Source organism: Flavobacterium jejuense (assembly GCF_006491595.2).
In the GTDB taxonomy this organism is placed as follows: Bacteria; Bacteroidota; Bacteroidia; order Flavobacteriales; family Flavobacteriaceae; genus Flavobacterium; species Flavobacterium jejuense.
The window spans coordinates 25,575-52,568 of the sequence record NZ_VEVQ02000017.1 but is presented as its reverse complement, the minus strand read 5'-3'; the positions used below and the strand labels follow the sequence as shown (position 1 = coordinate 52,568).

The 26,994-nt window shown below is 30.2% G+C and carries 23 protein-coding genes; 14 read left to right on the top strand and 9 right to left on the bottom strand.

Annotated elements, in window-relative coordinates; translation table 11 throughout:
• The first annotated feature begins 283 nt into the window (after positions 1-283).
• From FIA58_RS18755 to FIA58_RS18715, 9 genes are all read left to right on the top strand, one after another.
• On the top strand, positions 284-2,059 hold the full coding sequence (locus tag FIA58_RS18755) for a DUF6119 family protein (protein WP_140964237.1): 1,776 nt from the start codon (positions 284-286) through the stop codon (positions 2,057-2,059).
• A gap of 159 nt (positions 2,060-2,218) precedes the next feature.
• Positions 2,219-4,246, top strand: a complete 2,028-nt coding sequence (locus FIA58_RS18750) for a hypothetical protein (RefSeq protein ID WP_140964236.1) — start codon at positions 2,219-2,221, stop codon at positions 4,244-4,246.
• Positions 4,247-4,769: 523 nt separating this feature from the next.
• Positions 4,770-5,264 (top strand): hypothetical protein, encoded by a 495-nt coding sequence (locus tag FIA58_RS18745; protein WP_140964235.1) that lies wholly within the window; start codon positions 4,770-4,772, stop codon positions 5,262-5,264.
• Between the two features lie 377 nt (positions 5,265-5,641).
• On the top strand, positions 5,642-5,971 hold the full coding sequence (locus FIA58_RS18740; RefSeq protein WP_140964234.1) for a hypothetical protein: 330 nt from the start codon (positions 5,642-5,644) through the stop codon (positions 5,969-5,971).
• Positions 5,972-6,185: 214 nt separating this feature from the next.
• On the top strand, positions 6,186-6,614 hold the full coding sequence (locus FIA58_RS18735; protein WP_140964233.1) for an META domain-containing protein: 429 nt from the start codon (positions 6,186-6,188) through the stop codon (positions 6,612-6,614).
• Positions 6,614-7,426, top strand: a complete 813-nt coding sequence (locus tag FIA58_RS18730) for an META domain-containing protein (protein WP_140964232.1) — start codon at positions 6,614-6,616, stop codon at positions 7,424-7,426. The genes FIA58_RS18735 and FIA58_RS18730 overlap by 1 nt, the downstream gene beginning before the upstream one ends.
• Positions 7,427-7,797: 371 nt before the next feature.
• Positions 7,798-9,321 carry a hypothetical protein gene (locus FIA58_RS18725; protein ID WP_140964231.1) on the top strand — a complete coding sequence of 508 codons (1,524 nt, stop codon included), beginning with the start codon at positions 7,798-7,800 and terminating at the stop codon, positions 9,319-9,321.
• Between the two features lie 192 nt (positions 9,322-9,513).
• Positions 9,514-10,293, top strand: a complete 780-nt coding sequence (locus FIA58_RS18720; protein ID WP_140964230.1) for an ABC transporter ATP-binding protein — start codon at positions 9,514-9,516, stop codon at positions 10,291-10,293.
• 74 nt (positions 10,294-10,367) lie between these two features.
• Positions 10,368-11,129 carry a dienelactone hydrolase family protein gene (locus tag FIA58_RS18715; RefSeq protein WP_140964229.1) on the top strand — a complete coding sequence of 254 codons (762 nt, stop codon included), beginning with the start codon at positions 10,368-10,370 and terminating at the stop codon, positions 11,127-11,129.
• Positions 11,130-11,205: 76 nt separating this feature from the next.
• Here the strand turns inward: FIA58_RS18715 and FIA58_RS18710 are convergent, their stop codons facing one another.
• The 3 genes from FIA58_RS18710 to FIA58_RS18700 form a co-directional block, all read right to left on the bottom strand.
• Entirely contained in the window at positions 11,206-12,450 is a 1,245-nt protein-coding gene (locus tag FIA58_RS18710; RefSeq protein WP_140964228.1) for a T9SS-dependent choice-of-anchor J family protein, read from the bottom strand.
• Positions 12,451-12,641: 191 nt separating this feature from the next.
• Positions 12,642-13,088, bottom strand: coding sequence for a hypothetical protein (locus FIA58_RS18705; RefSeq protein WP_140964227.1), 447 nt, complete (start codon positions 13,086-13,088; stop codon positions 12,642-12,644).
• A 61-nt stretch (positions 13,089-13,149) separates the two neighbouring features.
• A complete protein-coding gene (locus FIA58_RS18700; protein WP_140964226.1) occupies positions 13,150-13,725 on the bottom strand; it encodes a pseudouridine synthase in 576 nt (191 codons plus the stop codon).
• A 102-nt stretch (positions 13,726-13,827) separates the two neighbouring features.
• Between FIA58_RS18700 and rmuC the strand changes: the two genes are divergently transcribed.
• From rmuC to FIA58_RS18675, 5 genes are all read left to right on the top strand, one after another.
• Complete coding sequence (gene rmuC, locus FIA58_RS18695) at positions 13,828-15,207, top strand: DNA recombination protein RmuC (protein ID WP_140964225.1); 1,380 nt, start codon at positions 13,828-13,830, stop codon at positions 15,205-15,207.
• 3 nt (positions 15,208-15,210) lie between these two features.
• On the top strand, positions 15,211-15,591 hold the full coding sequence (locus FIA58_RS18690; protein WP_243754705.1) for a 6-phosphogluconate dehydrogenase: 381 nt from the start codon (positions 15,211-15,213) through the stop codon (positions 15,589-15,591).
• Complete coding sequence (locus FIA58_RS18685; protein ID WP_140964224.1) at positions 15,591-16,151, top strand: acyl-CoA thioesterase; 561 nt, start codon at positions 15,591-15,593, stop codon at positions 16,149-16,151. Before FIA58_RS18690 ends, FIA58_RS18685 begins: the two co-directional genes overlap by 1 nt.
• Positions 16,152-16,211: 60 nt before the next feature.
• Complete coding sequence (locus tag FIA58_RS18680) at positions 16,212-17,351, top strand: hypothetical protein (protein WP_140964223.1); 1,140 nt, start codon at positions 16,212-16,214, stop codon at positions 17,349-17,351.
• Positions 17,352-17,439: 88 nt separating this feature from the next.
• A complete protein-coding gene (locus FIA58_RS18675) occupies positions 17,440-19,863 on the top strand; it encodes an FG-GAP-like repeat-containing protein (RefSeq protein ID WP_165928955.1) in 2,424 nt (807 codons plus the stop codon).
• On the opposite strand, the gene FIA58_RS18670 is transcribed toward FIA58_RS18675, so the two are convergent.
• The 6 genes from FIA58_RS18670 to FIA58_RS18645 all read right to left on the bottom strand — a co-directional run bounded on the left by FIA58_RS18670 (position 19,860) and on the right by FIA58_RS18645 (position 26,988).
• Positions 19,860-20,525 (bottom strand): Crp/Fnr family transcriptional regulator, encoded by a 666-nt coding sequence (locus FIA58_RS18670; RefSeq protein ID WP_140964221.1) that lies wholly within the window; start codon positions 20,523-20,525, stop codon positions 19,860-19,862. The two genes, FIA58_RS18675 and FIA58_RS18670, sit on opposite strands and share 4 nt — an antisense overlap.
• Positions 20,526-20,805: 280 nt before the next feature.
• Complete coding sequence (locus FIA58_RS18665; RefSeq protein WP_140964220.1) at positions 20,806-21,246, bottom strand: DUF1761 domain-containing protein; 441 nt, start codon at positions 21,244-21,246, stop codon at positions 20,806-20,808.
• A gap of 108 nt (positions 21,247-21,354) precedes the next feature.
• The gene (locus FIA58_RS18660; protein WP_140964219.1) at positions 21,355-22,329 is read right to left on the bottom strand and encodes a hypothetical protein; all 975 of its coding nucleotides are present in this window, start codon (positions 22,327-22,329) and stop codon (positions 21,355-21,357) included.
• Between the two features lie 50 nt (positions 22,330-22,379).
• Complete coding sequence (locus tag FIA58_RS18655) at positions 22,380-23,075, bottom strand: cyclase family protein (RefSeq protein WP_140964218.1); 696 nt, start codon at positions 23,073-23,075, stop codon at positions 22,380-22,382.
• Positions 23,076-23,234: 159 nt separating this feature from the next.
• A complete protein-coding gene (locus tag FIA58_RS18650; RefSeq protein WP_140964217.1) occupies positions 23,235-24,020 on the bottom strand; it encodes a heparin lyase I family protein in 786 nt (261 codons plus the stop codon).
• Between the two features lie 535 nt (positions 24,021-24,555).
• Entirely contained in the window at positions 24,556-26,988 is a 2,433-nt protein-coding gene (locus FIA58_RS18645) for a glycoside hydrolase family 31 protein (protein ID WP_140964216.1), read from the bottom strand.
• Between the last annotated feature and the right edge of the window lie 6 nt (positions 26,989-26,994).

Genomic DNA, 26,994 nt, shown 5'->3' with positions numbered 1-26,994 from the left:
ACTACCTTGTAACGAGAACCTTTTGTACAAAAAACAAAAAAACGTTTCTTAGTTATGGTTTCCCGTAAAAAACAAAAAAAGGTTCTTTATATCTTTACAAAAAGGAATCAAAAACAGGTAGAAATACCTGTGAGGGGTTGTAGGTAATTATTTAGTTTTGTGAGATATAGAAAATAAAAAACATATATATACCCACAAAAGTAAAACTTTATGTGGCTTTAGTAAACTTATAAAAAAGTAGCTGTTATTTCAACTCAGAATCAACAACATAATCAATTTCAAAATGTCAGATAAAATTCAAAACAACTTCTATTTGCTAAAAGAATCAGTTAAAGTCCTCAAGAAGTCGAAAGTTATAGAAGAAGAAATTAATTTTAAATTTCTTAAAAATTTGCTTAAAAACAAAGGATTTAAAGAACAGTCTGTTCTACCAAATCTAAGTTCAAAATATGAAATACAAGTATATTATAAAAAGACTCGTAACCCAATAAAATGGAAAGGGTTTATAAGTACAATTGTAGAGCAAAATGAAGAAATTATCAAAAATATTGATTCAACATCAGAAAGTTATGTGATTATTTTGTTTAACCTTTCAACTAAAAAATATTTTGCTTCAACTGGTGGTTATGCTCATGTTACAATCCAAGAAATCGCAACAAATGATTTTGGACTCGAAATTCTTTCTCGTATAATTAAATTTGACGATAAAGCATTAAGATCTTCAAAAGAAAGAAATCTTACTGGTGGAGTTCAAGGAGCAATAAAATTTTTTAGAAATGATTATAATTTATTTGAAAATGAAAGTTTTGGAAATATATATAACGAATTAAATGCATCAATTAGTAAAGACCAATTAATCAATTTTTTTGGATTTGCTAAAAATGATTTAAAGTTAGGTAGTTTATGCATAGCCAAAAATTCATTTTCACTTAAAAAGTCAATTTCATTTATAGAGCTACTTACTTTAATTGATAAATGTGAAAAGCTAATTAAAAAAGCTCCTATAGTTGAAATCAATAGCATAGAAAAGATAAGTAAATCAAATGTTGTTTTATTAAATGATTTATGGGAAGGAGTGCAAAATAGAATCTTTGATAATTACCTTAATTCTAACAATTTTTTTAGTGTTGAAATTGCAAATAAAGATTTTGAAAAATATTATTATGCAAATTCAACTGTTCTAACATTAACTATTAATAGAAGAAAACAAGAAATAAAATTTGATTATGCAATTAGAAATATTCAGACTGTCTTAGATGAAATTAAAAATATAGATAGCAATCTTTCTGACTTAAAATTCCAAACATGTATAACAACTGCAACTATTGAAACATTTGATGAAAATGGAAATGTTTTAACAAGTGATAATTTAAAAAATCATTTTTGCACTGAAGTTTCACATGCTAATAAGAGCTACTTTTTAATTGAAAGAGATTGGTTCGAAATACGTAAGACTTTCATCGATAAAATAAATGAACAAGCAGACCATTTCATAAATTCAAATAAATATAATGGTCCACAAATGGACAAATGGATTACTGGCAGTGAAAATGATTATAATTCTTCATATTTCACAAAACCTGACTCTCTAGTATTCGACAAATTCACACCTGAAAACATTGAAGTTTGTGATATAATGAGATGGGATGCTAATAATATATATTTCTACCACGTTAAAAAAGGATTTGACAATTCAATGAGAGATTTATGTAGTCAAATACTAATTGCAGGAAGAAAAGTAATTGAAGATTCAAAAAATAGTTATAAATTTTTAGAAAAATTATATGATACTGTCACAAAAAATAATGGTAAAAGTCAATATTCAATAGACGCAAAAAAACACTTATTAAAAGTAAAAAAAACTGACTTCATTACTTTCATACAAAATCGAAAAATTGTTTTTGTTCTAGCAGTATTAGATACTTCAACATCTGTTCGTAGTTTAGAAAATGATATAGAGAAATTTGATTCTAATATTGCAAAATTTTCTTTAAATGAATTATCAAAGAATATGAGAAATCTAGAAATTGATTTTAAAATTTTACAGGTAGAAAAGTAAAAATACTAATAAAACATTTCTTTTGCAATTTGTGAATTTGTTATAATTACCGTTTTAATTCGTATTTTCGTTTAGCTGAAAATACTCGTCTTCGTAAGTAGCAAATAGCTATAGGAACTTAAACGTTTGTTAGAATGCTATATAAACTATATTAAAAAAATGATTGTACCAGTTAAAAATATTGTAGAACAAGTTGATTTAACTTCTGATGATGTATTGCTTCCATTATTAGAATGTATCATAAATTCAATTATAAGCCTACAACAATCAAATATTCCTTTTGGAGAAAGAAAAATTCAAATACAAATTGAAAGAGGTGATTATCCAAATAACCCTAGTTTTGAAAACCAAAAAACTATATCAACTATTAAAATAATAGATAATGGAATTGGTTTTAATCAAAATAATTACAAATCATTCGAAACTCCGTTCTCACAAGTTAATAAAAATTTTGGTTGCAAGGGAGTCGGAAGATTTACAGTTTTAGCAGCTTATGAAGAATATTTAGTTAATAGTAATTTCAGTGAAAACGACAAATGGTATAATCGAGTTTTTAGATTTACAACTGAAAAAGAAATAGAGACTATTTCTTTTGAAGAAAGTAATATGAAAGAGCCAAAAACAATTATTGAAATTAAGAATTGTAATAATTCAATAGTTAAAGAAAAATCTGCACTTTCTATAGATCAAATATCTGAATTAATAATGCAACACTGCTTAATTTACTATTTAAATAATGCTTTACCAATAATTGAAATAATTGATAAAGAATATGATAGAGGTGAAGTTATAAATCAATTATTTGAAAAAGTTTCTAAAGACAAAGAGCGTGAGTTTAAAATCTATGGTGAAAATTTTAAAATATACATTACTAAAACATTAAAAGAAGGGAATAGAAAGAACAATTATTTATATTATTGTGCAAATTCAAGAACAGTTGGTAATGGTAAAAATCTTAAAAATATAAATAGTATTTTTTCATATCCAGTTTTATTAAATGGAAATAATTACTTTTTTGATATTTATTTAGTTTCAGATTTTTTAAACACAAAAGTTTTCAAAACTAGAAATGGATTTAACATTCAAAAAGAAAGAGAAAATCTTTTATTCAATTCATCTGAGACAATTACTATTCAAGACATTGAAGAGAAAGTTTCAGAAATAATAGAAAAAGAATATGAAACTTTTGTAAAAGAAGCAAAAGAAAAAAGTTTAAATGAAGTCGTTACTTATATTACGGAAAAAGCACCAAGATATAATAGTTTTTTAAGAAACCCAAGTATTCTAAAATCAATTCCTCCAAACTTAACAGAAGATAAATTAGAAGAACATTTATATAAAGTTTCATTTAATGCAAGGAAAAACGTTGAACAAAGCATTGAAAAATTTATTAAAAATAAAACAGTAAGTGAAGATGCAATCAATCAAATTATTGAAGATATAAAAGAAAAAACAGCTTATGATGTTGACAGTCTTGCAGATTATATGACAAGAAGAAAAGCTATTATTGACTTATTTGACAAATTTCTTGATGCAGATGAAAATGGAGATTATAAACTTGAGGAAGATGTTCATAATTTAATTTTCCCATTAGGACTAACTAACAATGATTTAGACTATGAAAATCATAATTTATGGTTATTAGATGAACGATTTATAACTTATAAATTTATTGCCTCAGATAAATCAATAACTTCTTACTCACAGGTTAAAAGTAGAAAAGAGTTAGACTTAATAATGGTTGAAAGTCCACAAATGTTTGACAATCCAATTAGTTTTGGTGATAAAAGTAGTGGTGAAGTCAATTCTATGGTAATATTTGAATTTAAAAGACCTGGTGATACAGCACATCAAAAAAGATTAACTGATTATCGCTGGGAATTTTCAGAACTTATCGAACCATATTTTGATGAATTTTTATATACACCAATTAAAAAAAATTATAAAGGAAATCAAGTAATTATTAAAGAAACAACTCCAAAATTTGGTTTTGTAATTTTAGATTTTATTCCAGAGCCATTGGCTAAATACAATAAAAACAAAGGTTGGAAAATGACACCATTTGGCACATTTTTTAAAATTGAAGCAGAAACAAATCTACATATAGAAGTTATGACATTTAGAAAATTGTTAGAGTTTTCTAAAAATAGACACAATCCTTTTTTTGACAAATTATTTGTAAAATAAAGTACTAATTCCTGCCAATTCAAACATCGCTCTTACCAACAAGCTATAAGAAAAGTCATGAGCAAAAATTAATACAATTGTGCAAACCAATAATAAGCTACTTCCAGCATGACAACTTTGTGGTGATCCCTTTTGTGGAGAGCTTTTTTTTGTGAATCCCCCTTTTCAAAATACAACAAACAACCTCACCCAAACTTGTCACCCCACAAAAAAAACCATCACCATTCTTTATTTGTTTTATAAATACTCTCTCCTACTTTCCCAAAACACTGTCTACCACTACAAAACCCCAATCATAGCCCCGATAGGAACGGCATCCTTTTCTTTTTTCTCAAAAAAAGAAAAGATACAGTGGATAGCGGGACCAGATTGCTACCGAAGGACAATTTTTGTGCTTCGTATACCAAAAAACAATATTCACTATACAATAAACTAAAAAAAATGTTAAAATGGACTCAAATACATATTTCAAATAAAAAAAATAATAGTAAAATTGCCGCATAAATCTTAAAACTATAAATTTATGTCAAACCTGTCTGAAAACAGAATTAATCTAGTGCTTACACCTGCAGATGTAGCCACTATTAAACAAAACATCGATGCTATTGTAGCACTAATGCCTGAAAACACTACGCTTACTGATACCCAGCGTGCTAGCTATATGGCTATCAATGTGAACAACAAGGTGTATGCAGAAAATGTGCTTACGGAGGCTCGCTCTACTGGAGCTGGGATTTTGGCTCCTTATGTTAATTTGGATTTCCTAGAGAATGACCTGACTGTTTTCAAACAATTAGACGAAATCGAATCGAAAGTGAACAATTTACTACAACGTGTAAAAGATGCAAAACGCATTGCGGGTCATGAAGCGTATGGTATGGCAAACAAAGCGTACAAGAATTATCAGGATGCTTCGGATGCTGGAGTTGCCAATGCAAAATCGAGCTACGACAAGTTGAAAGTGCGTTTTGATTCTAACGGAAATTCGGGGAGAATACCAGCTGCTGACTTACAGTAAAAACATTTCATGGAGCTGTTAACTTTTAGGGTTAACAGTTTTTTTATGCCTATATCCTATACAATTACCAAACTAAATAGCACAAATACTAAATTAAATAGTGCAAATACTAAATAAAATAGTACAAATACTAAATAAAATAGCATATTGGCTAAACTAAATAATACAAAGACTAAATAAAATAGCATATTCGCTAAACTAAATAATACAAAGACTAAATAAAATAGTGTATTTGCTAAACTAAATAATACAAAGACTAAATAAAATAGCGCATTCGCTAAACTAAATAGTACAAAGACTAAATAAAATAGTGTATTGACCAAATTTAAGTACTGAAGCATTATTATTTAAAAATATATTGACTAAAAAAGACCACTATGGAAACCCTTCATGTAGGAAAGTTACTAAAAGACTATATCGATAGCAAAAAGATAGCGAAGAGTGCTTTGGCAAGAAAAATAAACAAAGACGATTCGACTATTGCCTATTATCAAAAAAAGGCTTCTTTGCCAGTGAGTGTTCTTCTTACGCTCTGCCATGCTCTTAAACATAACTTTTTTCAGGACCTTGCGAATACTTTACCCAGCTCCTACTCTGGCAGTGTTTCAGAAAGTGATACAAAAGACACTACTATAAAACAATTACAAGAGGAAATTAAAATTTTAAAGGCCGAAAAAGAGGTGTTGTTGCAGGTTTTGAAGAAATAAGTTTGTATAAAAAACTAGTAAGTAATGTAGATAAGATTACTAATTCAAATTTATAAAAAAACAATCATACTCTATTTTGACTATTCTAGAAATTGGAATCGGAAAAATTCTACTTAAATGCTTCCTTTTTTATGGGTATTATTATTTATTATGGCTATTTTAGTTGCTCTAAAAATAGACTTACAAAAAACACATAACGCTTAAATTTGCAATCATGAAAACAATAAAAATCGTTTCACTATTAATTTTAACAATGAGTATAGGTTCTTGTTCTTCTACAAAAAAAATGACGAATGACGGTCTTTATAATACGCTATGGGAGCTTGATTATCTTTCTGGACCTAGAATTGCATTTGATGGTCTCTATCCTGATAAAAAACCAAAAATTACATTCAATAAAACTACTAATAAAGTAGAAGGTAATAATAGTTGTAATGGCTATTCTGCTGACTATATTTTGAACGGTAATGAGATTTCTTTTGGAGAACCTGGACCAACAACAATGATGTTCTGCGGTGAAGGTGAAAAATTCTTTTTAACTACTATAAAGAAAGTAAATACGTATACAATTGATAGTGATGGTAAACTCAATTTAATGATTGGTGATGTTCCTATGATGCGTTTTAAAAAAATTACCCAATAATGAAAGTTACATTAAGAATTCTATTGTTTTTTATAGCTATCCTAATACTATCTTGTACTAATAAAATAAGTAAAAATAAAGACACATTAAAGACGCGTTTACCTGATTCTGTAAATACTGAAACAAACGTAATCACAAAAAAAGATAATCAAATTAAACGTGATACCTATTTTAAAGCTACTGGAAATGAGCCTTTTTGGAGTTTGGAAATGTCGGATAGTCTTGTAAAACTGACCACTATTGAAGATTCTATAATAACTCCTCATACTGCTCCAATTCGTGCTATGGATGCCAATATTAAACTATACAAAATACAAACAGAGACTTGTGAAATGACTATTAAAATTACACAATCTGAATGTACTAATAGTATGTCGGGAGAAGTATCGTTATATTCGGTTGCTGTAAATTACAAAAAAAATAGCGATAAAAAATCAATACAATTACAAGGGTGCGGATTTTATATAACTGACTACAGATTGCACGATATTTGGGTTTTGGAAAAAATGAATGGTTCCAAAATAACAAAAATAGATTTTAGTAACGGATTCCCTACTATGGAGATCAATAGTACAACCCATAAATTTTTAGGATTTGCAGGTTGTAATCGTATGAATGGTTCTTTGTTCTTTGAAAAAGGATTGCTTCGGTTTACAAAAATTGTTACTACAGAAATGATGTGTGAACCTTCTAATAAAGAACCCGATTTTTTAAACACATTACAAAACAGTACCTCTTTTAAAATTGAAAACAACCGTTTAATACTTTCTAATCCTGATGGTGAATTATTAACTTTCAAAAAAATTGATTAACTAAAGTTCAAAAAGTAATAAATCAACTAAAAGTTGTAGTACTTAGACCTCATAGTTAGGAATTCGAATCTTCTGTGACTTTGAGGAGTCAAATTCTGATTGTGTTCCCTCAGTTCAACGTTGTTTTTCCCACAAACTTATCAAGCCTCAAGTGAAGCACTAGTGAGATGCTTATAGCATGACAACTTTGGGCAGAGAGCCATTTGTGGGTAATTTTTTAAAACATAATTAGCCCTTTTAAAAGCAATGCACTCAAAATACTAGGAGTTATTATAAATCATCACTGTAAATCATTCTCTAATAAAAATCACCCTTTTCGGGTGAAAACCCTCGTCTCTTTAAAATCTACATTTGCCGTAAAATATAAGATAATGAAAAAATTAATTGTAATAGTATTGTGCTTTTACGGAATACAAATGCAAGCACAAAAAACGCTACCACAAGGTTCAGTTTGGTATTCATATGGAGTAAGTGATCCTTCTAAAATCATCGAAATTACCATAACACATCAAGACGAAACGTATATGAAAGTACAACGTAAGTTAGTTACTACCAATTCTGATGCTACTAAGGAAAAAAAGAAAAAAGGTGGTTTTTTAAAGAATATAAAAAATGCTCTAGAAGATAAACCTAATTCTAGTACTACTAACATTTCTCCGTTAGAAGGTGAGTTTAACTATAAATTAGTTGCTGACAATACTGACGACGGTATTTACACAGAAGGCTATAAATATGATGAATCTGTTTATGGATTTGTATATCCAATAGGTAATGGTCTCTATAAAGAAGTTGTTTTTACAAAAGATACCTCAGTTCCTAATTTCTTAAAAAATGAAGATCCAGCAACTGCTAGTATTTATATTATGGGAGCAGATAAAGAAGCTGTAAAGGCAAAAGCTGCTAGTCTTACTGCTACAGAAGAACTTAAAAAATATTATACTCCAGATTACAGTACTGGGAGATTAAAAGATCCAGCAGTAAGCTTCGATTCTTATAATGGTGCTAATTTTAGTTTAGATCCTGAAAATGGTACTATCAGTCTACTACAAACTACTTTGTATTACCTTCCTAGTAAGACCATTGAAGGTAGAAATATTCAATACAATTGGTCTGCATTTAAACTTAAAGTACTTAAAGAAGGAAAACTTGTACATGCCGTTGAAGGACAAAAGGGACATAGAAATGGACGCTGGTTAGAAAAGGTAAAAAATACTTTCGACATGTATGGTCTTTTTGAAAGACTATTGCCTGGAAAATATCAATTGGCTTATTCTATCTATGATAATGATCCGTTTTTTGTTTCAGATTTTGAAATCTATACCCATCAAAATCCAGATATAAATCATGAAATCGGTACTATATACAATATGAAAGGTCCTTGGGATGAAACAATGCAGCTAAATTTAAGACCAGACGATCAAGGGAACCCAACAACATTTGCAGTAGAATTTCCTTTATATCGTTTATTAACTGTAGGAAATGAGAAAAACCAAGTCCATCTTCAAGGACGTTTATATAAAGATGGAAAATTAATTGGTCTTACTGACTCGGAAGAACATCCAGATGGAAGTGCTAATTTAACGCAAGCACTTGAACGCAGAGGAAACACATTAGATTTATTATATCGTAAGAAATTCAAGGATAATATAAATACGCAATTTCATAGTATTAACAACACTACTAAACCTTCTCGATGGGATCTTATAGAGTCTTTTCAAGATGGAAAATACAAAATCGAATATTTAGTTAATGGAAAACCTTTTGCTTATGGAGAATTTATTGTAAAAGGAAAAAAAATTCAATTACAAGGGAAACAAGTAAAGGAAAGTACAAATCCAAAAACTTATATTATGGATGAAAATCTTATTCATGTTCCTATTACATACAAACAATAATATAAACCAACTCTATTACATACTTTTTTACAAAGTTTAGAAGAGAACAAAAGAAGTATTTCATACAACCCGATTTAAAACACCGCTTTTCAGTGGTGTTTTTTTTGCGTAAATTAAAAAAAAAAGACCTATTAAATCAGTTCCTATTTCTAAATATTCTAGCTTTGCTAAAAGTGTTTAAGAACATTTAAAATGACAAAAAAAGTAATCCATACCGAAAACCTTTCCATAGGATATACCAGTAAAAAAAGCAAAAGAACTATTATCGAAAATTGCGATATTAGTTTAGAATCGGGTAAACTGATAGCACTTGTGGGTGCAAATGGTATTGGTAAATCTACTTTGTTAAAAACGATAACAGGAATCATTCCTCCTGTGAAAGGGAAAATATTCCTTCAAGGAAAACTCCTTCAAGAATACCAACAAAGCGAATTGGCACAAGAGTTAAGTATTGTGTTAACCGAAAGCCTTCCTCCAAGTAACTTAACGGTTTATGAAATAGTAGCTTTGGGCAGACAACCTTATACCAATTGGCTAGGAAAACTAACAAATGATGATAAAAACAAAGTCACTGAAGCTATTACATTAACTGGAATTACTGATTTTATGCATAAAAAGCATTATGAAATTAGTGATGGCCAATTACAAAAAACTTTAATAGCAAGAGCTTTGGCACAAGACACTGCTATCATTATTTTAGACGAACCAACCACGCATTTAGATTTGGTACACAAAGTATCCTTAATTAAATTATTGCAAAAACTAACTCATGAAACTGGAAAAACTATCTTATACTCCACTCATGATATTGATTTAGCTATTCAATTATGTGACGAAATGATTGTTTTAACCGAAAATAAATTGGTAAAAGACCAACCTTGTAATTTAATTGAACAAAACATTTTTAATGAATTGTTTCAAAATGAGTCGGTTATTTTTGATAAAATGATAGGTAAATTTAAAGTGGTTTAAAAATTAAAATTATTTTGCCTATTGTTTAACCAAAGTACATTACTATTTCACTAATTTTATACAAAATTTATAAAATGAAAAAGATTTTAATATTCATTACTCTTATTAGTTTTTCTATGAATGCCCAATTAAAAACAGTTACTTATACTGATGGAACTCAAAAACTGGAAGGTTTCTTTGCTAAAGCAACAGCACAAAATCCAAAAAATATTGGAATTATAGTATTACCTGCTTGGATGGGAATTGATGACCATTCCAAAGAATCAGCAGAAGCATTAGCTGCTTTAGGCTATCATGCTTTTGTGGCTGATATTTATGGTGTAGGTAATAAACCAAACAATACTACCGAAGCGGGAAAACTATCCGGTTATTTTAAAAATAGTTACAAAGATTACCAAAGAAGAATACAGTTGGCTATTGACCAATTGGTTAAACAAGGTGCCAATCCAGATGAAATTGCAGTTATTGGCTATTGTTTTGGAGGAACTGGTGCTATTGAAACCGCTAGAGGTAATATGAAAGTAAAAGGTGTAGTTTCTTTTCATGGAGGTTTAGGAAAAGATCCTATGCGTCAAACAGATGTTATTACTTCAAAAGTTTTAGTACTTCATGGTGCAGATGATCCTTATGTACCTCAAAAAGAAGTATTGGCTTTTCAAGATGAGATGAAAATTGGAAAAGCCGTTTGGCAAATGAATTTTTATTCGAATGCTGTACATGCTTTTACTCACAAAGAATTAGATACCGATACTAGTAAAGGAGCTGCCTATAATGAATTAGCAGACAAAAGAAGTTGGCAAGCTATGAAAGATTTCTTTATTGAGATTTTTAATTAGTAACTCTTTTTGAATAGCATAAAAAAAGCAGTATCGAAATTTCGATACTGCTTTTTTTATTAAAATTATTATTCGATTATTGCTTAACAAATTTCTGAACCGTTGCACCATTATCAGATTCAATAGTAATCATATAAATTCCAGCATTTAAGTCTGACACGTTAATTTTAGTATTTGTATCATTACCTGCTACTTGTTTAACAGTTCTACCATTAATATCAGCTATTTTTACTGTATTTATTACAGCTGAATCCGAAGAAACAGTTAAAACATCCAATACTGGATTTGGAAAAATAGTCAACTCATTTGTAGCAAAACTTGTTGCACTCAAAGCTGTAGTAACGGCTACATCATCAATATTTAGTTCGTATTCATCATAAGAATTATAATGTCTAAAAGCTACATAAATTGTTTGTCCATAAAAAGAAGAAATATCTAGTGTTCTAGGTACAAATACACCATCTCCACCATTTTGACCTATTATTTCTGTAAATGAAGTAGGAGAAGCTAGTAAATCTGTAGTAGTATTTGAAGTAGCTACATAAACAGAATAATTTTCATCTGCATAATCAGCATCAATACCTCTAGCTAACCATGATAACTCTATTGCAGTACCACTTGAAATTGCAGTTAAATCTATTGGATAAGAAATAATCCAATTGTCAGGATTTAAAGCATTACTAGAATCATTATCATAAGATGCTGATTTTATACAAGGGTTACCGTCAGGAATATTATCATCATCAAGATCATAATCAGCTTCTTCCCAATTATAACCATCACCGTCTTCATCTAATGATTCCCAACAAACATAAGCAATCCCTGTAGTAGTAAAATCTTCTGTAAAAGGAGGTGTTACTGTTCCAGGACAGGTTACAGGTGTTTCAATTATTTCAAAATCAAAACCTAAATCATAATACTCATTTGTCCATTCTATATAATAGGTTTCTCCAGGCTGCACAACAAAAGTTAGGGATGATAAATAATTAGAACTTATATCATCATTATAAGCTACACATGTTAAAGCTCCACAAGTACCCGTATATAAGTTTATCCAAGTATCATCATTATTTGTAATACCATCATTTTGAGGTAAATTAGAAGTTATTGTTACAAGTCCAGATATAGTTGGGCTGTAAACATACCATTCAGCTGCATCGGAATCAGATGTATCTCCACAAACATCTACTAAAGTTCCATTAATAGTTCCAACGGTAGTTATACCTGCTGATGCAGTAAGTGCAGACGCACAATCATTTTGAGAATTTGCTAAAAATAAATTTCCAAAAGCTAAGGCAATAAGTAGTAATTTTTTATTCATTATGTAAGTTTTTTAATTCGTTTAAAAATAACAAACATTGTTAATAACATCATTATTTTAGCTGCATTTAACAGAATTTTAATACAAAAATGATTTTAAACGAGTTTTTCTACATTTTTACAAAAAAAACACAATGATTTTATGAATTTATTTTATAGTGTATGTTTTTTATTTCACTAGCTTTCTTATTATTAACAATCATTAGCATAATAATACTCTAAATCTAATTTTTCTTCTAATTTTTCAATCTCATTCGTAGTTATTTTAACTTTGATTAGATTTACTTCAAATTGTTTTTTACCATCTGGTGATATCCAAATTCCTTGAAATGTTTCTTCTTTTCTAGTAAGAATCAAAATCCCTGTATTAAAATGCTCCACCATAGTGAACTGATTTTTAGTTTCCGAAAAAACTATTTCAAGTAGCAACCAATTATTAGTTTTGTTCTGTTTGTATTTATACATTCCAGTAGCATAAACTGTTGGACAGCCATCTTCTGCAATTTTTAAATACAATGAGATACTTTTATCTCCTAATTTACCTTCATATAATTCTTGTGAAAGAATAGTGTCTTGACCAAAACTTACTGAAGTAATTAACAGTAAAAAAGCAATTAAATTTGTTTTAATAGTTGTCATATATGCTGTTGCCTTTTTTATTTGTGTTTGTATAAGTAAACATTATCCGTGGTAATTTATTTTATTCATTTGTAATAATTCTTTCAATTTCTTTAACTTCTCCTGTATTCAAACCTTCTAATTGCATCTCACCTACTCTTACACGAACCAATCGCAATGTAGGAAACCCGACAGCAGCAGTCATTTTTCTAACTTGACGAAATTTACCTTCGGTAACAGTAATGGAAACCCATGAAGTAGGTCCGTGACGTTCATCTCGAATTCTCTTTCCAGGACCAATGTAGTCTGGTAAAACAGAAATTAATTTAGAAGTACAATTTCTAGTTAAGTACTTGGTTCCATTTACACCTATCTCTACTCCTTTTTGTAATTGATCCACAGCTTCTTGTGTAATAATTCCATCTACTTGAGCGTAATACTCTTTTTCTACAGTTTTTCTTCTTACTTGTTCGCTTACTTTTCCATCAGTAGTAAGCAACAATAAACCTTCTGAATCTTCGTCCAAACGACCAATTGCCATAGTGCCTTCTGGAAAAGGATATAATTCTCCTAGTAGTTTTTTCTTTCGCTTTAATTCATACACAAACTGACTCAAATAGCCATGTGGTTTGTGGAGCATAAAATGACGGTGATTCATTATTTTTAATTTATTACAAAAATACATTTTTCAAATTATAGAAATTCCTATTTTTAAGTTGAATTAATTCCTTAAATTTACATTTGAAATCCATTATTCTTTATGTCACAGATAATTTTAGTATTAGCCGCATTTATCATCGCTCTTGCCATTGGTTTTTACCTTGGTAAATTACTTTCTAAAACACAATCACAAGCTGAAAAATCAGGTTTAGAAGAACGTGTTACTGGTTTGGTTGCCCAAATAGACCAATTAAAAAATCAATTTCAGGAAGATAAAGTACAATTTGAAAAAAATCTTGCACAACTTGCTTTCGAAAAAGAAAACGTTCAGAAAGAGAAAGAAGCTTTAGCCATTCATTTAGCCAAAAAAGAAAACGATTTTGATAATTTATTGGAACGCAATAAAGAACAAAAACAAGAGGTTAATGAATTGCAAGAAAAATTTACCAAAGAGTTTGAAAATTTGGCTAACAAAATACTAGAAGAAAAAACAACCAAATTTACAGAGCAAAATAAAGAAAACATGAAGATTATCTTGAATCCTTTGCAAGAGAAAATTCAGTTGTTTGAAAAGAAAGTAGAAGATACGCATAAAGAAAGTATTGATTATCATGCCGCGTTACGTCAGCAAATTCTTGGACTTCGTGAAATGAATGATAAGATGAGTAAGGAAACTATTAACCTTACTAAAGCTTTGAAAGGGGATAGTAAAATGCAAGGAAATTGGGGGGAATTAGTTTTAGAACGTGTTTTAGAAAAATCAGGATTAGAAAAAGGTCGTGAATATGAAGTCCAACAAAGTTTCGCAACTGAAGAAGGTGGTCGTGTAATGCCTGATGTTATAATTAACCTTCCAGACGGCAAGAAAATGGTTGTCGACTCGAAAGTATCTTTGACTGCTTATGAACGATTTGTCAATGAAGAAGATGATACAGTAAAAGCCATTATTTTAAAAGAACATGTTACTTCGGTAAAACGTCATGTAGATCAATTGAGTGATAAAAACTATCAAGACATTTATCAAATGGAAAGTCCAGATTTTGTCTTACTTTTTATTCCAATAGAACCCGCATTCGCCTTGGCACTAAATGAAGATAGTACTTTATACAACAAAGCTTTTGAAAAAAACATTGTAATTGTGACTCCTTCTACGCTATTAGCTACCTTACGAACGATAGATAGTATGTGGACCAATCAAAAGCAACAAGAAAATGCCATTGAAATAGCGAGACAAGCTGGAGCATTGTATGATAAATTTGAAGGTTTTGTTACCGATTTGATTAAAATTGGTAAAAAAATGGATGAAGCTAAAGGAGAATATGGTAATGCTATGAATAAACTAGTTGAAGGAAAAGGAAATTTGGTTACTAGTGTGGAAAAATTAAAAAAAATGGGTGCCAAAGCAAAAAAAGCACTTCCTGAAAACGTTTTAAAAAGAGCTGTGGAAAACGAAATAAATGCAACCCTTGAAAATGAATAAATTATGACAGTCTTTAAAAAAATAGTGTTTTTTGGTACCTTACTAACGATATTAGTTATTACAGGGTATATGGCTTATGTCTTTTATGTTCCTTATAGTACTGGTACACGATCTGGTGAACTAATCAAGATTAGTTATAAAGGTTATTTTGCAAAAACATGGGAAGGAGAAATAAGTCAAGGTATTTCGGGAGCTCAAATTTTTGAATTTTCTGTTCTAGATAAGGATACAGAAGTTATAGATAGTTTAAAAAGTTTACAAGGCAAATTTGTAAAAGTAGAATATGTGGAAAGGCTTCGTACTTTCTTTTGGTGGGGAGATACTCGTTATTTCATAACCAAAGTAGAAAAAGAAACATCACCTTATTTTAATAATGGCGAATAATGAATAAAAAAGAATCCAATACAGTAGAAGCTTCCAAAATCACTCTAACTGAACTTATGCTTCCATCGCATTCTAATTTTAGCGGTAAAATTCATGGTGGCTACTTATTACAATTAATGGATCAAATTGCTTTTGCTAGTGCTTCAAAATATTCTGGATGCTATTGTGTAACTGCTTCTGTTGATACGGTTGATTTTTTAAACCCAATAGAGATTGGTGAATTAGTGACTTTAAAAGCATCGGTAAATTATATAGGTAACACCTCAATGGTTGTTGGCATACGAGTAGTAGCTGAAAATATTCAAACTGGTAAAATTAAACATTGTAACTCTAGTTATTTCACAATGGTAGCCAAAGATGATAATGGAAATTCTACAAAGGTTCCTAAATTAATTTTATCTAATCCAGAAGAAGTGAGACGTTTTTTTGATTCTTTAAGAAGAATTAATCAAAAGAAAAAGTTAGTTTCCTTAGAAGAAAAATTTGATCATCAATCTAGAGAATCATTGGAACTTTTAAAAAAATACAACGTTATAGTAAACTACAGCTTAGGTATTTAAGTTAAAAAATTATCGAAAATTAGTAAAAAAAGTTATATTTGCTAAATAACAGCAATAAATATGACTAAAAACTACATTTTACTTACCTTAAGCTTAATTTCTCTGTCATTCTTATTTTTTTCTTGTAATGATGATGACAGCTATGAAGAAATTCCTACTACGACTGAAGTTGTAACAGTAGATTTATCTCAAGTTCCTTATTCCAAATTATCCGATTATCATTTTTTTGAAGGACAGTTAAAAGATTTAACTCCATCGGTAAATGTCCTACCTTACGCTCCTGCAAGTCCTTTATTTTCAGATTATGCACATAAAAAGAGATTCGTTTGGATGCCTTCAAATAAAAAAGCAACTTATAATGAAGATTATAATATTTTAGAACTACCCGTTGGAGCTGTTTTAATCAAAAGTTTTTACTATGATAACGTTCAACCAAGCAACAATACAAAACTCATTGAAACTAGATTAATGATTCGAAAAGAATCGGGATGGATTTTTGCTGATTATATATGGAATGAAGAGCAAACAGAAGCTTTTCATGATTTAAATGGAAGTTATAAAAATATTCAATGGAAAGACGAAAACAACAATCTTAAATCTGTAAATTATAGGGTTCCAAACGAAGTGCAATGCATCACTTGTCATAAATCTAGAGAGACTATCAATGGACAATCTGTAGATATTCCTAAACCTATAGGGATCAAACCACAAAACCTTAATTTTGAATATTCTTATGGCAATACAACTAAAAATCAACTTTCAAAATGGATTGAACAAGGGTATTTAGAAAATAATTTCAGCCTTCCTTCTCAAGACAAAACCACAATTGATTATAATGATACTTCTAAACCAATAGATTTAAGAGCTAGATCTTATGTTGATATAAACTGTGCACATTGCCATCGAAACAACAGTCATTGCGACTATAGACCCATGCGATTTGCTTTTCATGAAACTGGAGATGTTACAAACGGTTTAACCAATATGGGAGTTTGTGTTAATACAAGTGACATGCAAAATTTTCCAAATGAATTAAACAAGGTTGTCACACCAGAAAATATTGATGCGTCTATGCTTTATTACCGAATTAACACCACTGATGAAAGCTACAGAATGCCTTTACATGGAAGAACATTGATACATACTGAGGGTGTTTTACTCATGAAGGACTGGATAAATACTTTACGTGAATGCAATTAAAAAAAACCAAACTAAACAAATAAATATGAAATCTAAAATTACTAATTTCAAAAAAAAACACAATAATAGTCTGTTAAAAATCAGTCTGATGTGTGCAATACTAAGTTGGCAAATCAACTTTTCTCAAAATACTTGTGCAACTGCTGCTCCAGTTACGGCAGGATTAATAACTGTTGACGCTATTGATGGTACTAATATTTCAACTAACTGTTCGCAAACACCTACATTAGCAGAATGGTATGCTTATACACCTACACAAAACTACAGCGTTACCATTACTTCTGACTTATCTCAAAACATTTGCAAAGACACTGATTTCGAGGTTTATACTGGAAGTTGTGGAAATTTATTCTGTTTCAGTGGTGACGATGATGGTGGAATTATTTCTTGTAATGCAGGAAATACAAATTCCTATTTATCTATAAAAACATTTAATGTCACAGCAGGAACAACGTACTACATTTGCTGGACAAATAGATATAACACAAATGGGTTTGATTTTCAATTAATTGAAACCCCAATTGGCTCTAACCCATGTCTTTCATCAACCCCTATAACTGCTGGAATCACAACTGTTAATGCTATTGATGAAGCGAATATTACAACTGCATGCTCTACAGCACCTATGGCAAAATGGTATTCGTATACACCTACACAAGATTATGAAGTTACTATTACTTCTGATCTAATAGAAAATATATGTAAAGACACCAATTTTAGTGTATACACAGGTAACTGTTCTTCATTAACTTGTTTTACTAGTGACGATAATGCCGGAATTATTCAATGTAACTCTGGAAACACAAACTCTAATCTTTCTACAAGAACTTTTATTGCAACTGCTGGAACCACTTATTACATTGCTTGGGACAATAGATGGAGTGCAACTGGCTTTAATTTTGAATTAACTGAAGTAGTAATACCACCACCTCCTGTATCCTATACTACACAAACAATAAACACAATAAATAGTAGTTATAACATTTGTGTTGTAGATATGAATGGTGATTATAAAGATGACATTGTAGGTGTAAGTACTAACAATTTAAAAATCCACTATCAAGGCGTTTCTGGAGCATTTTCTATCACTGATTTCCCAGTTACTGGAATAAGTAAAATGCCTAATTGGAGCTTAGCTGCTGGAGATTATAACAGAGATAACTATAATGATTTAATTTTAGGAAGCGGATATGGTCTTTCAGTATGGACTTCTAATAGTACTGGCACAGCATACTCTAGCTATACTCCGGGTGAGGATATATTTTGTCAAAGAACTAATTTTGCCGACTTAAATAATGACGGAAATCTTGATGTCTTTTCTTGTCATGATATTGCTCCAAATGTTTATTATTTAAATGATGGTAATGGAAATTTAACTTACTATCAAACTAGCGTTACACCAGGAGCTATGAATTTAGGAAGCATTAGAGGTAATTATGCTACCCTTTTTACTGATTTTGATAACGATGGTGATACAGATTTATTCGTCTCAAAATGTTCAGGACCTACATGTGAACTTCACAGAAATGATGGCAATGGTGTTTACACTGATATTTCTGCTATAGCGCAAATAAATATAACTCCAATACAATCATGGTCTTCAGCAATTGCAGATTTTGATAATGATGGTGATATGGACATATTAATAGGTTCAAATGGTAATACTGGTCATGTTTTTTTTAGAAACAATCTTGATACATCTAATAATGTAGAAGAAGCATACACAAATATAACAGACGGATCGGGTTGGGATAACGATAATTCTATAAACAGAGATTATGTAGCCTATGATTTTGACAATGACGGTTATGTTGATGTTTTGGGTAGTGGGAATAAAATAATGTTTAATCAAGGTAATAATACTTTTTCACCTGTGAGTTATAATCAAGGAATAAGTGTTGGTGCAATTGGTGATTTAAATGATGATGGATTTTTAGATATTTTAAATGGTAACACTGTTAGATATGCTATTCCAAATGGCAACAACTGGATTAAAGTTACACTAAAAGGTGTTCAAAGTAATAGTAATGGAATTGGAGCAAGAGTTGAGATATATGGAGCTTGGGGGAAACAAATTAGAGATATTAGAAGTGGTGAAGGTTTTGAATACATGAGTTCTCTAAATGCTCACTTTGGAATTGGACAAGAAACAGAAATTTCTCAAGTTGTTATTAATTGGCCTTCAGGAACAGTAGATGTAATTGACAATCCTTTGTCTAACCAAGTGTTACATGTAATTGAAGGATCTTTTCCTTTAAGCTCAGACAATTTTGCTTCAAATAAAGTTACTATTTATCCAAATCCTAGCAATCATTTTCTAACCATTAGGAATATTGATAAAATTGAAGTAGCTGGAATAGATATCTTTACTACTACTGGACAACTAGTTAAAACCATCAAAGATGATTATTCAACGATTTCAATATCTGACTTAACTAATGGAGTATATATATTAACTATTAAAACTTTAAATGGAGAGAAGTTTTCTAAAAGTTTTATTAAAAAGGATTAACTATTTTTTAATATTATTTCTTTACGATCAAAATTAAGATAACCTTCTTCTTGCAACTCATTAATTAAAATATTAAGAGTAGGTCTTGATGTTCCAATCAAAGAAGCAATTTCTTTTTGGGTAAAAGGATGTCTAATAACAGTATCTCCTGAAATAGTATTTTTATAACCATAATCTAATGCTAACTCGTTTAAATATTCTTTTAAACGAGTTTTTGTATCTTTAAACAACAGTAGTTTTAATCTTCTTTCTAATCGTTTTAATCTAAAACCAATAAACTTGTATATTTTTAAACTTAACTCCCTATTTCCTCTAATTAATTCAAGCATTTGATCTGCTGCTATAGGGCAAATTGAAGTATTGTTCTCTAAAACCACAGCAAATTCATTTCTTTTTTCTTCTCCTAAAATGGCTTTTTCTCCAAATATTTCTCCTTTAGACAAAATAGCTGAAATAACCTCATCTCCTTCATCATTTACATAACCAATTTTTATTTTACCTGAATTGATTAAATAAATTTTATCTGCAGCAGCATCTTCAGAGTAAATAAAATCATTTTTCTTATAATTTTTAAAATGATCGTCGTATCCAGCATCTTTAAATTTATGTGGGCACATTATATTGAATAGATCTACATCCTCAAAATACCAAATTGAATTCATTTGCATTATATATTTCACCAAAGTTAATCATATTATCAAAATAAAAAAATACTCTATAATATCTAGGGTATTTTTATCATTTAATTAACTTTCTTTAGGTTTTTAAATCTATCTCACGCTATTTATTGAAAATCCTTTATTACTGTTACTTCTTTTTGTTGTAGTGACTAGAATACTTGTTGTAGTGTGTCGTTTTCCCTGACAACTATGGTATTGAATGCCTTTTTAATAGCTTAAATTCTTAGAAATATTTATTGATCAGTTGTATTGATTAATAACCTTAAGGAATCATAACATTTTCCCAATGATTCATTGCATCCAAAATTCCACCCATTAGTGCTAGAGTAATAATCCAATATAATATATTAATCAGCATATTTTTCCATGACTTTCTGCTAAACAATCCGTTCATTACAATCACAGGAGAAACAACGGTAATAGCAATAAATGTTCCATGCCAAGCTCCATGTTGGAAAGTGTCATAACCACCTTCTTGATCAATTCCACTATTATTAAAATTCAATAAGAAAAATGATAAGAAAAAAGAGAGTATAATTGATACTCCAATAATGATAATCATATTCGTCTTTTTTTTCTTTTTATAAACTATACCTATTGAATCTAGCCAGATATTCCCAAATATTATTTTGTAGTATATAAATCCAAATGATACTGGAATAATTGTAGCTATTACCATTGAGAACCAGTTAATGCTATCCATAATAAAAATAATTAGTTGAGTTATTGACTATTTAATTTTCTTAATATACACAAATTAATGTTTTAATGTCTCGTACTGGTTTTAGTTTACAGTTTTGGATTAATACTGTTATTTTTTATTTTCAAATAGATTTATAATCCAATTCATACAGTCTTGGTTATCCATAATTGACCAAGAATGTGGGTGTCTTCTACCGTCAAGTCGAACGCCTTTACCCATTGTAATAATTACATTGGCATCTTGATTTCCCATTAACTTAAGGTCGTTTATCATTGCAACAATGTCTGTTCCATTCCAATCATACAAATCCCTTCTGCGCTGATTGATTAACCATTCAACATCTAAGTCTGTATACATTCTGATTGGAATATCTTTTAAATATTGTGCATTTCCGCCCTTTTCTGCTCCATTTGAGTAAATAGAAGCTTCTATATACCGTTCGGGAAATTCTTTTGGTGAACCACCATATGTTTGATTGTAATTATTCATTATCCAACGAGCTTCATTAACCCCAACTTCCGAGAAATTCCTGTTAATTTCCCTTATACAATATTGATACATATGAGCCTTATCTAAGGGTATATCTAAGCCGAAAACTCCTTTTGGTATCATGAAAGTACTCCCTTTCTCTTTTTTAGAAATTTCTGCGTAAGTCAATGAAATCATCCCGCCATTTGACAACCCACCAAGTACAAAATTTTCCTCTGGAATGTTATGTGCCTTTACAACCTCTTTAATTATTTTGTCAAGCACCTCTATTTCTACCTCTCTGGTTTCTGTTCCCCAATTTATTGAAGGAATGATAGTCAAAATGTTATTGTCGTATGCTAAATGCGGTATTTCTATTTGTTTTAAAAGATCTTGAACCGTCTCGCCACCGGAAGGGAGAACCATAACCACTCCAATCGGTTTTAATTTAGGTACAAGTTTCAAATAGTATAATTCAGTACTATCGTTGTCATTGACGTATAAATTTGAAGTATCTTGTTCACTTATAATTACTTTCTCAAATTCTTGTCCTGAGCAACAGATATTTGAAAAGATTGATATTATAATTAGAAATGTTTTGTTCATATCGTTCATTTTTTTGAAGCACAACGTTCTGGAACTACAGCGTGTGTTGCACATAGTTTTTATTTTTCAAATATTGCGACTGCTCTAACTGGTGAACCTGTTCCTCCTTTAATTTTTAGGGGAAATCCAATAAATCGAAATCTTCCTCTCCCAACTAGTAAATGAAGGTTTATCATATTCTCGTAATGTGTAAAATTCAATTCTCCACAAATGTGATGTACTTCTTTATTTGAGATTCCAGGAATTCCAGGTGACATAGTTTCAACCCCAAATGCTGATATCCTTTTTTCTCCTAACCAACGAGCTGCTTGTGCCGAAATTCCTGGTCCATTCGCCCAGTCTTCTCCGTTAAAGTTTTTTCGATAATGGTCAGTATAAATCAATACAGTATCTCCTTTTTCTATTTTCAAATCAGCCTTTTTACAGGCATTTTCGATTTCGTGAGGCTCAATTAATTCTTTTAGTCCTTTATGAGAAAAGTCTAAACAAACTCCTTGGGTATAGAACATTGATAAAGGCATTTTGTCAATTGATTTTCCTTTATATTCGATTGCCATATGATTTATAGCATCAACGTGTGTTCCAGTATGTTCTCCTAATTCCAGTTTATGAACGGCAGGTGTTTTAATTTTCGGATTTTTTATTCCATTCCATTCTTCGTGGGAATTATGAACTGTCATTTTAACTTGTGGAAGATCTTTATAAACAGGCATTCCTTCATAAATTTCTTGACTTAAATCAATAATTTCTATCATTCAGTTATCTTGGTTTAAATTGTGAGCAACGTTTAATATATAAAATGTAGCGTGTAAAAAGATACTACATTTTCGGTTTGGTGGTTCTTGCAAATAAACACTAACCTTTGAGTTTAGCACTTATTAACTGTGTTTTATACACCGCTTGTTGGTAGTAGTTTATTCTTCATTGACTTCTTTAATTAATAAATCATCATTAAATACAACTCCTGTTGACAATTGTGGTGAACAGTAGAGCCCAAAATGGGCTTGAGACAACTTATTAGTTATGTTACCTATTTCCGAATGAGAAACTAATTCACCATTTTGCCAGACTTTTGCGTATCCATTATCTCGAAAATCTAGATATATTTTTAATTCAACCCATTCTTTCTTTGGAAATTCTATTTCTGTTGTCTGAAAAAGGCTCGTTTGTTCTCCTTGATTAGTAGTATGTTGTAAATGTACAAACCCATCAGCATTCAAGTTAACAAGTACTGTTCTATCCCAATTATCAGATTCATCATCTGTAAAGGTTGCGAAGCTAAACCAATCGTCTTCACCTGTTGGGTTATTATCTAATTCCATATCTAACCAAACTCTTAGTGAAATATAACAAGGCGTTTTAAAAGAACCTTCTGTTGTGTTTTGAAATTGTACTGTTGGGTATCCTCTATGATTTTTGTCATTAGCAGAGGATTGAAGGTTATCTCCATCTATCCAAGCTCTATGAGAATACATACCTCTATACACATTAGATTCTGTAAGTTCGTGAAAAGTAGTACCAAGATGATTTTGTGGCGTTATATAAAATCCATCAAAATCATTCACACTTTCAAATGAGCTTATGAACTCTCTTTTTTGAATATTAGAAGAGTCGTCAACAGAGTCAGCGGTATTTGAAGCTTTATCACAAGAATAGAACGATAAACTTATTAATAGACTTAATATATTTATTCCAATCATTTTTTTCATATTAGGTTTTTCAGATTACTGCAAACTTGTATATATGTGTAATAAGGAGGTATATATTTCACAAAATTTGGACAGATATGTGTAGCTTAGACTATACTTTGTTTCATTCAAATATAAAAAATAATTACTACATGTAAGCAAATGGGTTTTTTATTTGTTGTATATTCTTTGTGCTTACATGTGAATACATTTTGGAGATTTTACTGCCGTTATGTCCTAATAATTCGGATGTATCATAAATTGGGTTGTGAAAATTTTAAAAATTTTATTTTTTTGTTCGCAGAAACTGAATACTTAATGTCAAGAAAATGCTTTTATCACCTAATTTGTGCTAAACGGTTTATAAAAAATGTACTGAAAAGAAAATGTGCTTTTGTAGCCCCGATAGGAACGGCATCCTTTTTTACTATTGTATTTTGACTCCACTCATTTTGACAATAGTAAAAAAGATATAGTGGATAGCGGGATTACTTTTCAACCGAAGGATGATTTTTGTGCTCCAAATAAAAATTGAACTCCGTTTTACTTAATTTATTTTTTCAGATTTCAAATCGATTTCACAATATTTATTAAAAATTCTGATCTCAGTAAAATCTTTTCTTGCTCTTACTATATTAGATTGAATTGCTGAATAATCAATAATCTCTTTATCTACTTCAACAATTCCTTTTTCGAAAGGTAATCCTATAATATTCAATTCAATAAATTCATAAGGTGTAGTAAACTTCCCTGATTTAAATTGCTGAATAACCAACGTATCTTCTTTCCCTATTAAATTAAAATTTCGAATGCTATAACGCCCTTTCATATAATCATAACCATCTTGACTATCTTCATAAACCATTGAAGATTCTTTTCCTTCTTTATAATAAACATCTAATTTTAATTCAGTAATTTCAATTTCACCAACATATTGCTGTATAGGATATTTGGGGATAATGGCTCCTTCTTTTACATAAATAGGAAGTGTATCTATATCTGCTTCTACCCAACATTCTTCACCACCTTCTATTAATTCATTGTCAAAGAAATTATACCATCTTCCTTTAGGAAAATACATTCTTCTACCTTTTGAATTTGGTTCTACAATTGGGCAAACCAAAATACTATCTCCATAAATAAACTCATCATTTCTAAAATAGGTTTGTTGGTCTTCCTGATCATAAACCACAAGTGATTTTATAATAGGAGTACCTTCTTCTATGTATTTCCAGAAGGCAGTATATAGATATGGTAATAATTGGTATCGAATTTCTATAAACTTACGAACGATATCTGTTATGTTTGTTCCAAAAGCGTAAGGTTCTTGATCTCCATGATCTCCAGAAGAATGTGTTCTACAAAAAGGATGAAAAACGCCTAACTGTATCCATCTTGCATATAATTCTCCATTAGGTTGTTCTGCAAATCCACCAATATCTGATCCTACAAATGAGAATCCTGAAAGGCTCATTCTTTGTGCTTGTGCATTTGCAATCTGTAAATGTTCCCAAGTTGCCACATTATCTCCTGTCCAAGTAGATGTATAACGTTGTGTTCCTGAATACGCTGCTCTGGTAATTACAAAAGGCCTTTTTGGATACGAAAACTTTTTCAACCCATGATAAGTAGCTCTAGCCATTTGCATTCCATAAACATTGTGTGCTTTTCTATGGCTACAATTTGAACCATCATAATTATGTCTTACATCATCTGGAAAAGATTTACCTGGGACATCCATTACGGCAGGTTCATTCATATCGTTCCAAACTCCTTTTACTCCTATTTCTTCAATTAATTCTTTAAATAGTCCAGCCCACCATTCTCTAACTTTTGGGTTAGTAAAATCTGGAAAATAGCATTCTCCTGGCCAAACTTTTCCTTTTACATAAGGTCCGTCTGCTCTTTTACAAAAATATTTATTTTCTAATCCTTCATTAAAAACCCAATAATCTGGATCAATTTTTATTCCTGGATCTATAATTACTATTGTTTTAAATCCATCTTCTGCTAAATCTGCAACCATTTGTTTTGGATTTGGAAAATGTTCTTTATTCCATGTAAAACATCTAAACCCTTCCATATAATCAATATCTAAATAAATAGCATCACAGGGAATTTTTAATTCTCTAAATTTATTAGTTACCTCTTTCACTTTTGCTTCTGGGAAATAACTCCATTTACATTGATGATACCCTAGAGCCCATAAAGGTGGTAAATGCTTTGGTCGACCCGTTAAGTCGGTGTAATTTGCAATTACATCATTCATTTCTGGTCCGTAAATAAAGTAATAATTCATTTCTCCACCCATTGCCCAAAAGCTCGTTACACTTCTACGTTCTTGACAAAAATCGAAATACGTTTTAAAGGTATTGTCAAAGAAAATTCCATAGGATTTCTTAGAATGTAATCCTATATAAAAAGGAATTGCCTTATAAATAGGATCTGTATCTTTTCCAAAAGCATAAGAATCGGTTACCCAATTTTCAAATCGTTTTCCTTTTAAGTTATTCTGACATGGTTTGTCTCCTAAACCATAGAAGCTTTCACTAATTTCTGAGTGTTTAGACATTTTTACGATATCACCACCTAACTCATAGCTCTCTTCCCAGTGGAAACCTAATTCATCCTGGCAAATTAATGTTTTATCAACCGCATCATAAAGTACTGTTTTTAAATCTCTTTTAGAAATAACACAGATTATTTTTGAAGTAATTATTTCATAACTTTCTGTTGTTTCATTAATCTCTAGCAAATTATATCCACGACTTGCACTTTGTGAAATAGCATAAGAAAAATCTCTACTAAATGAACCAACTGTCGTAAATCTAAAACGTAATACACTATCTCTTAACACAGTAACTTGCAAAACGACATTATTTTCTGTGTAAAAGTAAATTTTATCAACATCCTTCTTAAAGGATACTATTTTATTTGGAAAAATATTCCCTTTATGTTCTAATTCTGTATTTAAAATCATGGCTTA

Bases quoted from the DNA above. Each gene is read 5' to 3' on its own strand.
- FIA58_RS18755 (WP_140964237.1), top strand. From the start codon at position 284: ATGTCAGATAAAATTCAAAACAACTTCTATTTGCTAAAAGAATCAGTT.
- FIA58_RS18750 (WP_140964236.1), top strand. From the start codon at position 2,219: ATGATTGTACCAGTTAAAAATATTGTAGAACAAGTTGATTTAACTTCT.
- FIA58_RS18745 (WP_140964235.1), top strand. From the start codon at position 4,770: ATGTCAAACCTGTCTGAAAACAGAATTAATCTAGTGCTTACACCTGCA.
- FIA58_RS18740 (WP_140964234.1), top strand. From the start codon at position 5,642: ATGGAAACCCTTCATGTAGGAAAGTTACTAAAAGACTATATCGATAGC.
- FIA58_RS18735 (WP_140964233.1), top strand. From the start codon at position 6,186: ATGAAAACAATAAAAATCGTTTCACTATTAATTTTAACAATGAGTATA.
- FIA58_RS18730 (WP_140964232.1), top strand. From the start codon at position 6,614: ATGAAAGTTACATTAAGAATTCTATTGTTTTTTATAGCTATCCTAATA.
- FIA58_RS18725 (WP_140964231.1), top strand. From the start codon at position 7,798: ATGAAAAAATTAATTGTAATAGTATTGTGCTTTTACGGAATACAAATG.
- FIA58_RS18720 (WP_140964230.1), top strand. From the start codon at position 9,514: ATGACAAAAAAAGTAATCCATACCGAAAACCTTTCCATAGGATATACC.
- FIA58_RS18715 (WP_140964229.1), top strand. From the start codon at position 10,368: ATGAAAAAGATTTTAATATTCATTACTCTTATTAGTTTTTCTATGAAT.
- FIA58_RS18710 (WP_140964228.1), bottom strand. From the start codon at position 12,450: ATGAATAAAAAATTACTACTTATTGCCTTAGCTTTTGGAAATTTATTT.
- FIA58_RS18705 (WP_140964227.1), bottom strand. From the start codon at position 13,088: ATGACAACTATTAAAACAAATTTAATTGCTTTTTTACTGTTAATTACT.
- FIA58_RS18700 (WP_140964226.1), bottom strand. From the start codon at position 13,725: ATGAATCACCGTCATTTTATGCTCCACAAACCACATGGCTATTTGAGT.
- rmuC (WP_140964225.1), top strand. From the start codon at position 13,828: ATGTCACAGATAATTTTAGTATTAGCCGCATTTATCATCGCTCTTGCC.
- FIA58_RS18690 (WP_243754705.1), top strand. From the start codon at position 15,211: ATGACAGTCTTTAAAAAAATAGTGTTTTTTGGTACCTTACTAACGATA.
- FIA58_RS18685 (WP_140964224.1), top strand. From the start codon at position 15,591: ATGAATAAAAAAGAATCCAATACAGTAGAAGCTTCCAAAATCACTCTA.
- FIA58_RS18680 (WP_140964223.1), top strand. From the start codon at position 16,212: ATGACTAAAAACTACATTTTACTTACCTTAAGCTTAATTTCTCTGTCA.
- FIA58_RS18675 (WP_165928955.1), top strand. From the start codon at position 17,440: ATGTGTGCAATACTAAGTTGGCAAATCAACTTTTCTCAAAATACTTGT.
- FIA58_RS18670 (WP_140964221.1), bottom strand. From the start codon at position 20,525: ATGAATTCAATTTGGTATTTTGAGGATGTAGATCTATTCAATATAATG.
- FIA58_RS18665 (WP_140964220.1), bottom strand. From the start codon at position 21,246: ATGGATAGCATTAACTGGTTCTCAATGGTAATAGCTACAATTATTCCA.
- FIA58_RS18660 (WP_140964219.1), bottom strand. From the start codon at position 22,329: ATGAACGATATGAACAAAACATTTCTAATTATAATATCAATCTTTTCA.
- FIA58_RS18655 (WP_140964218.1), bottom strand. From the start codon at position 23,075: ATGATAGAAATTATTGATTTAAGTCAAGAAATTTATGAAGGAATGCCT.
- FIA58_RS18650 (WP_140964217.1), bottom strand. From the start codon at position 24,020: ATGATTGGAATAAATATATTAAGTCTATTAATAAGTTTATCGTTCTAT.
- FIA58_RS18645 (WP_140964216.1), bottom strand. From the start codon at position 26,988: ATGATTTTAAATACAGAATTAGAACATAAAGGGAATATTTTTCCAAAT.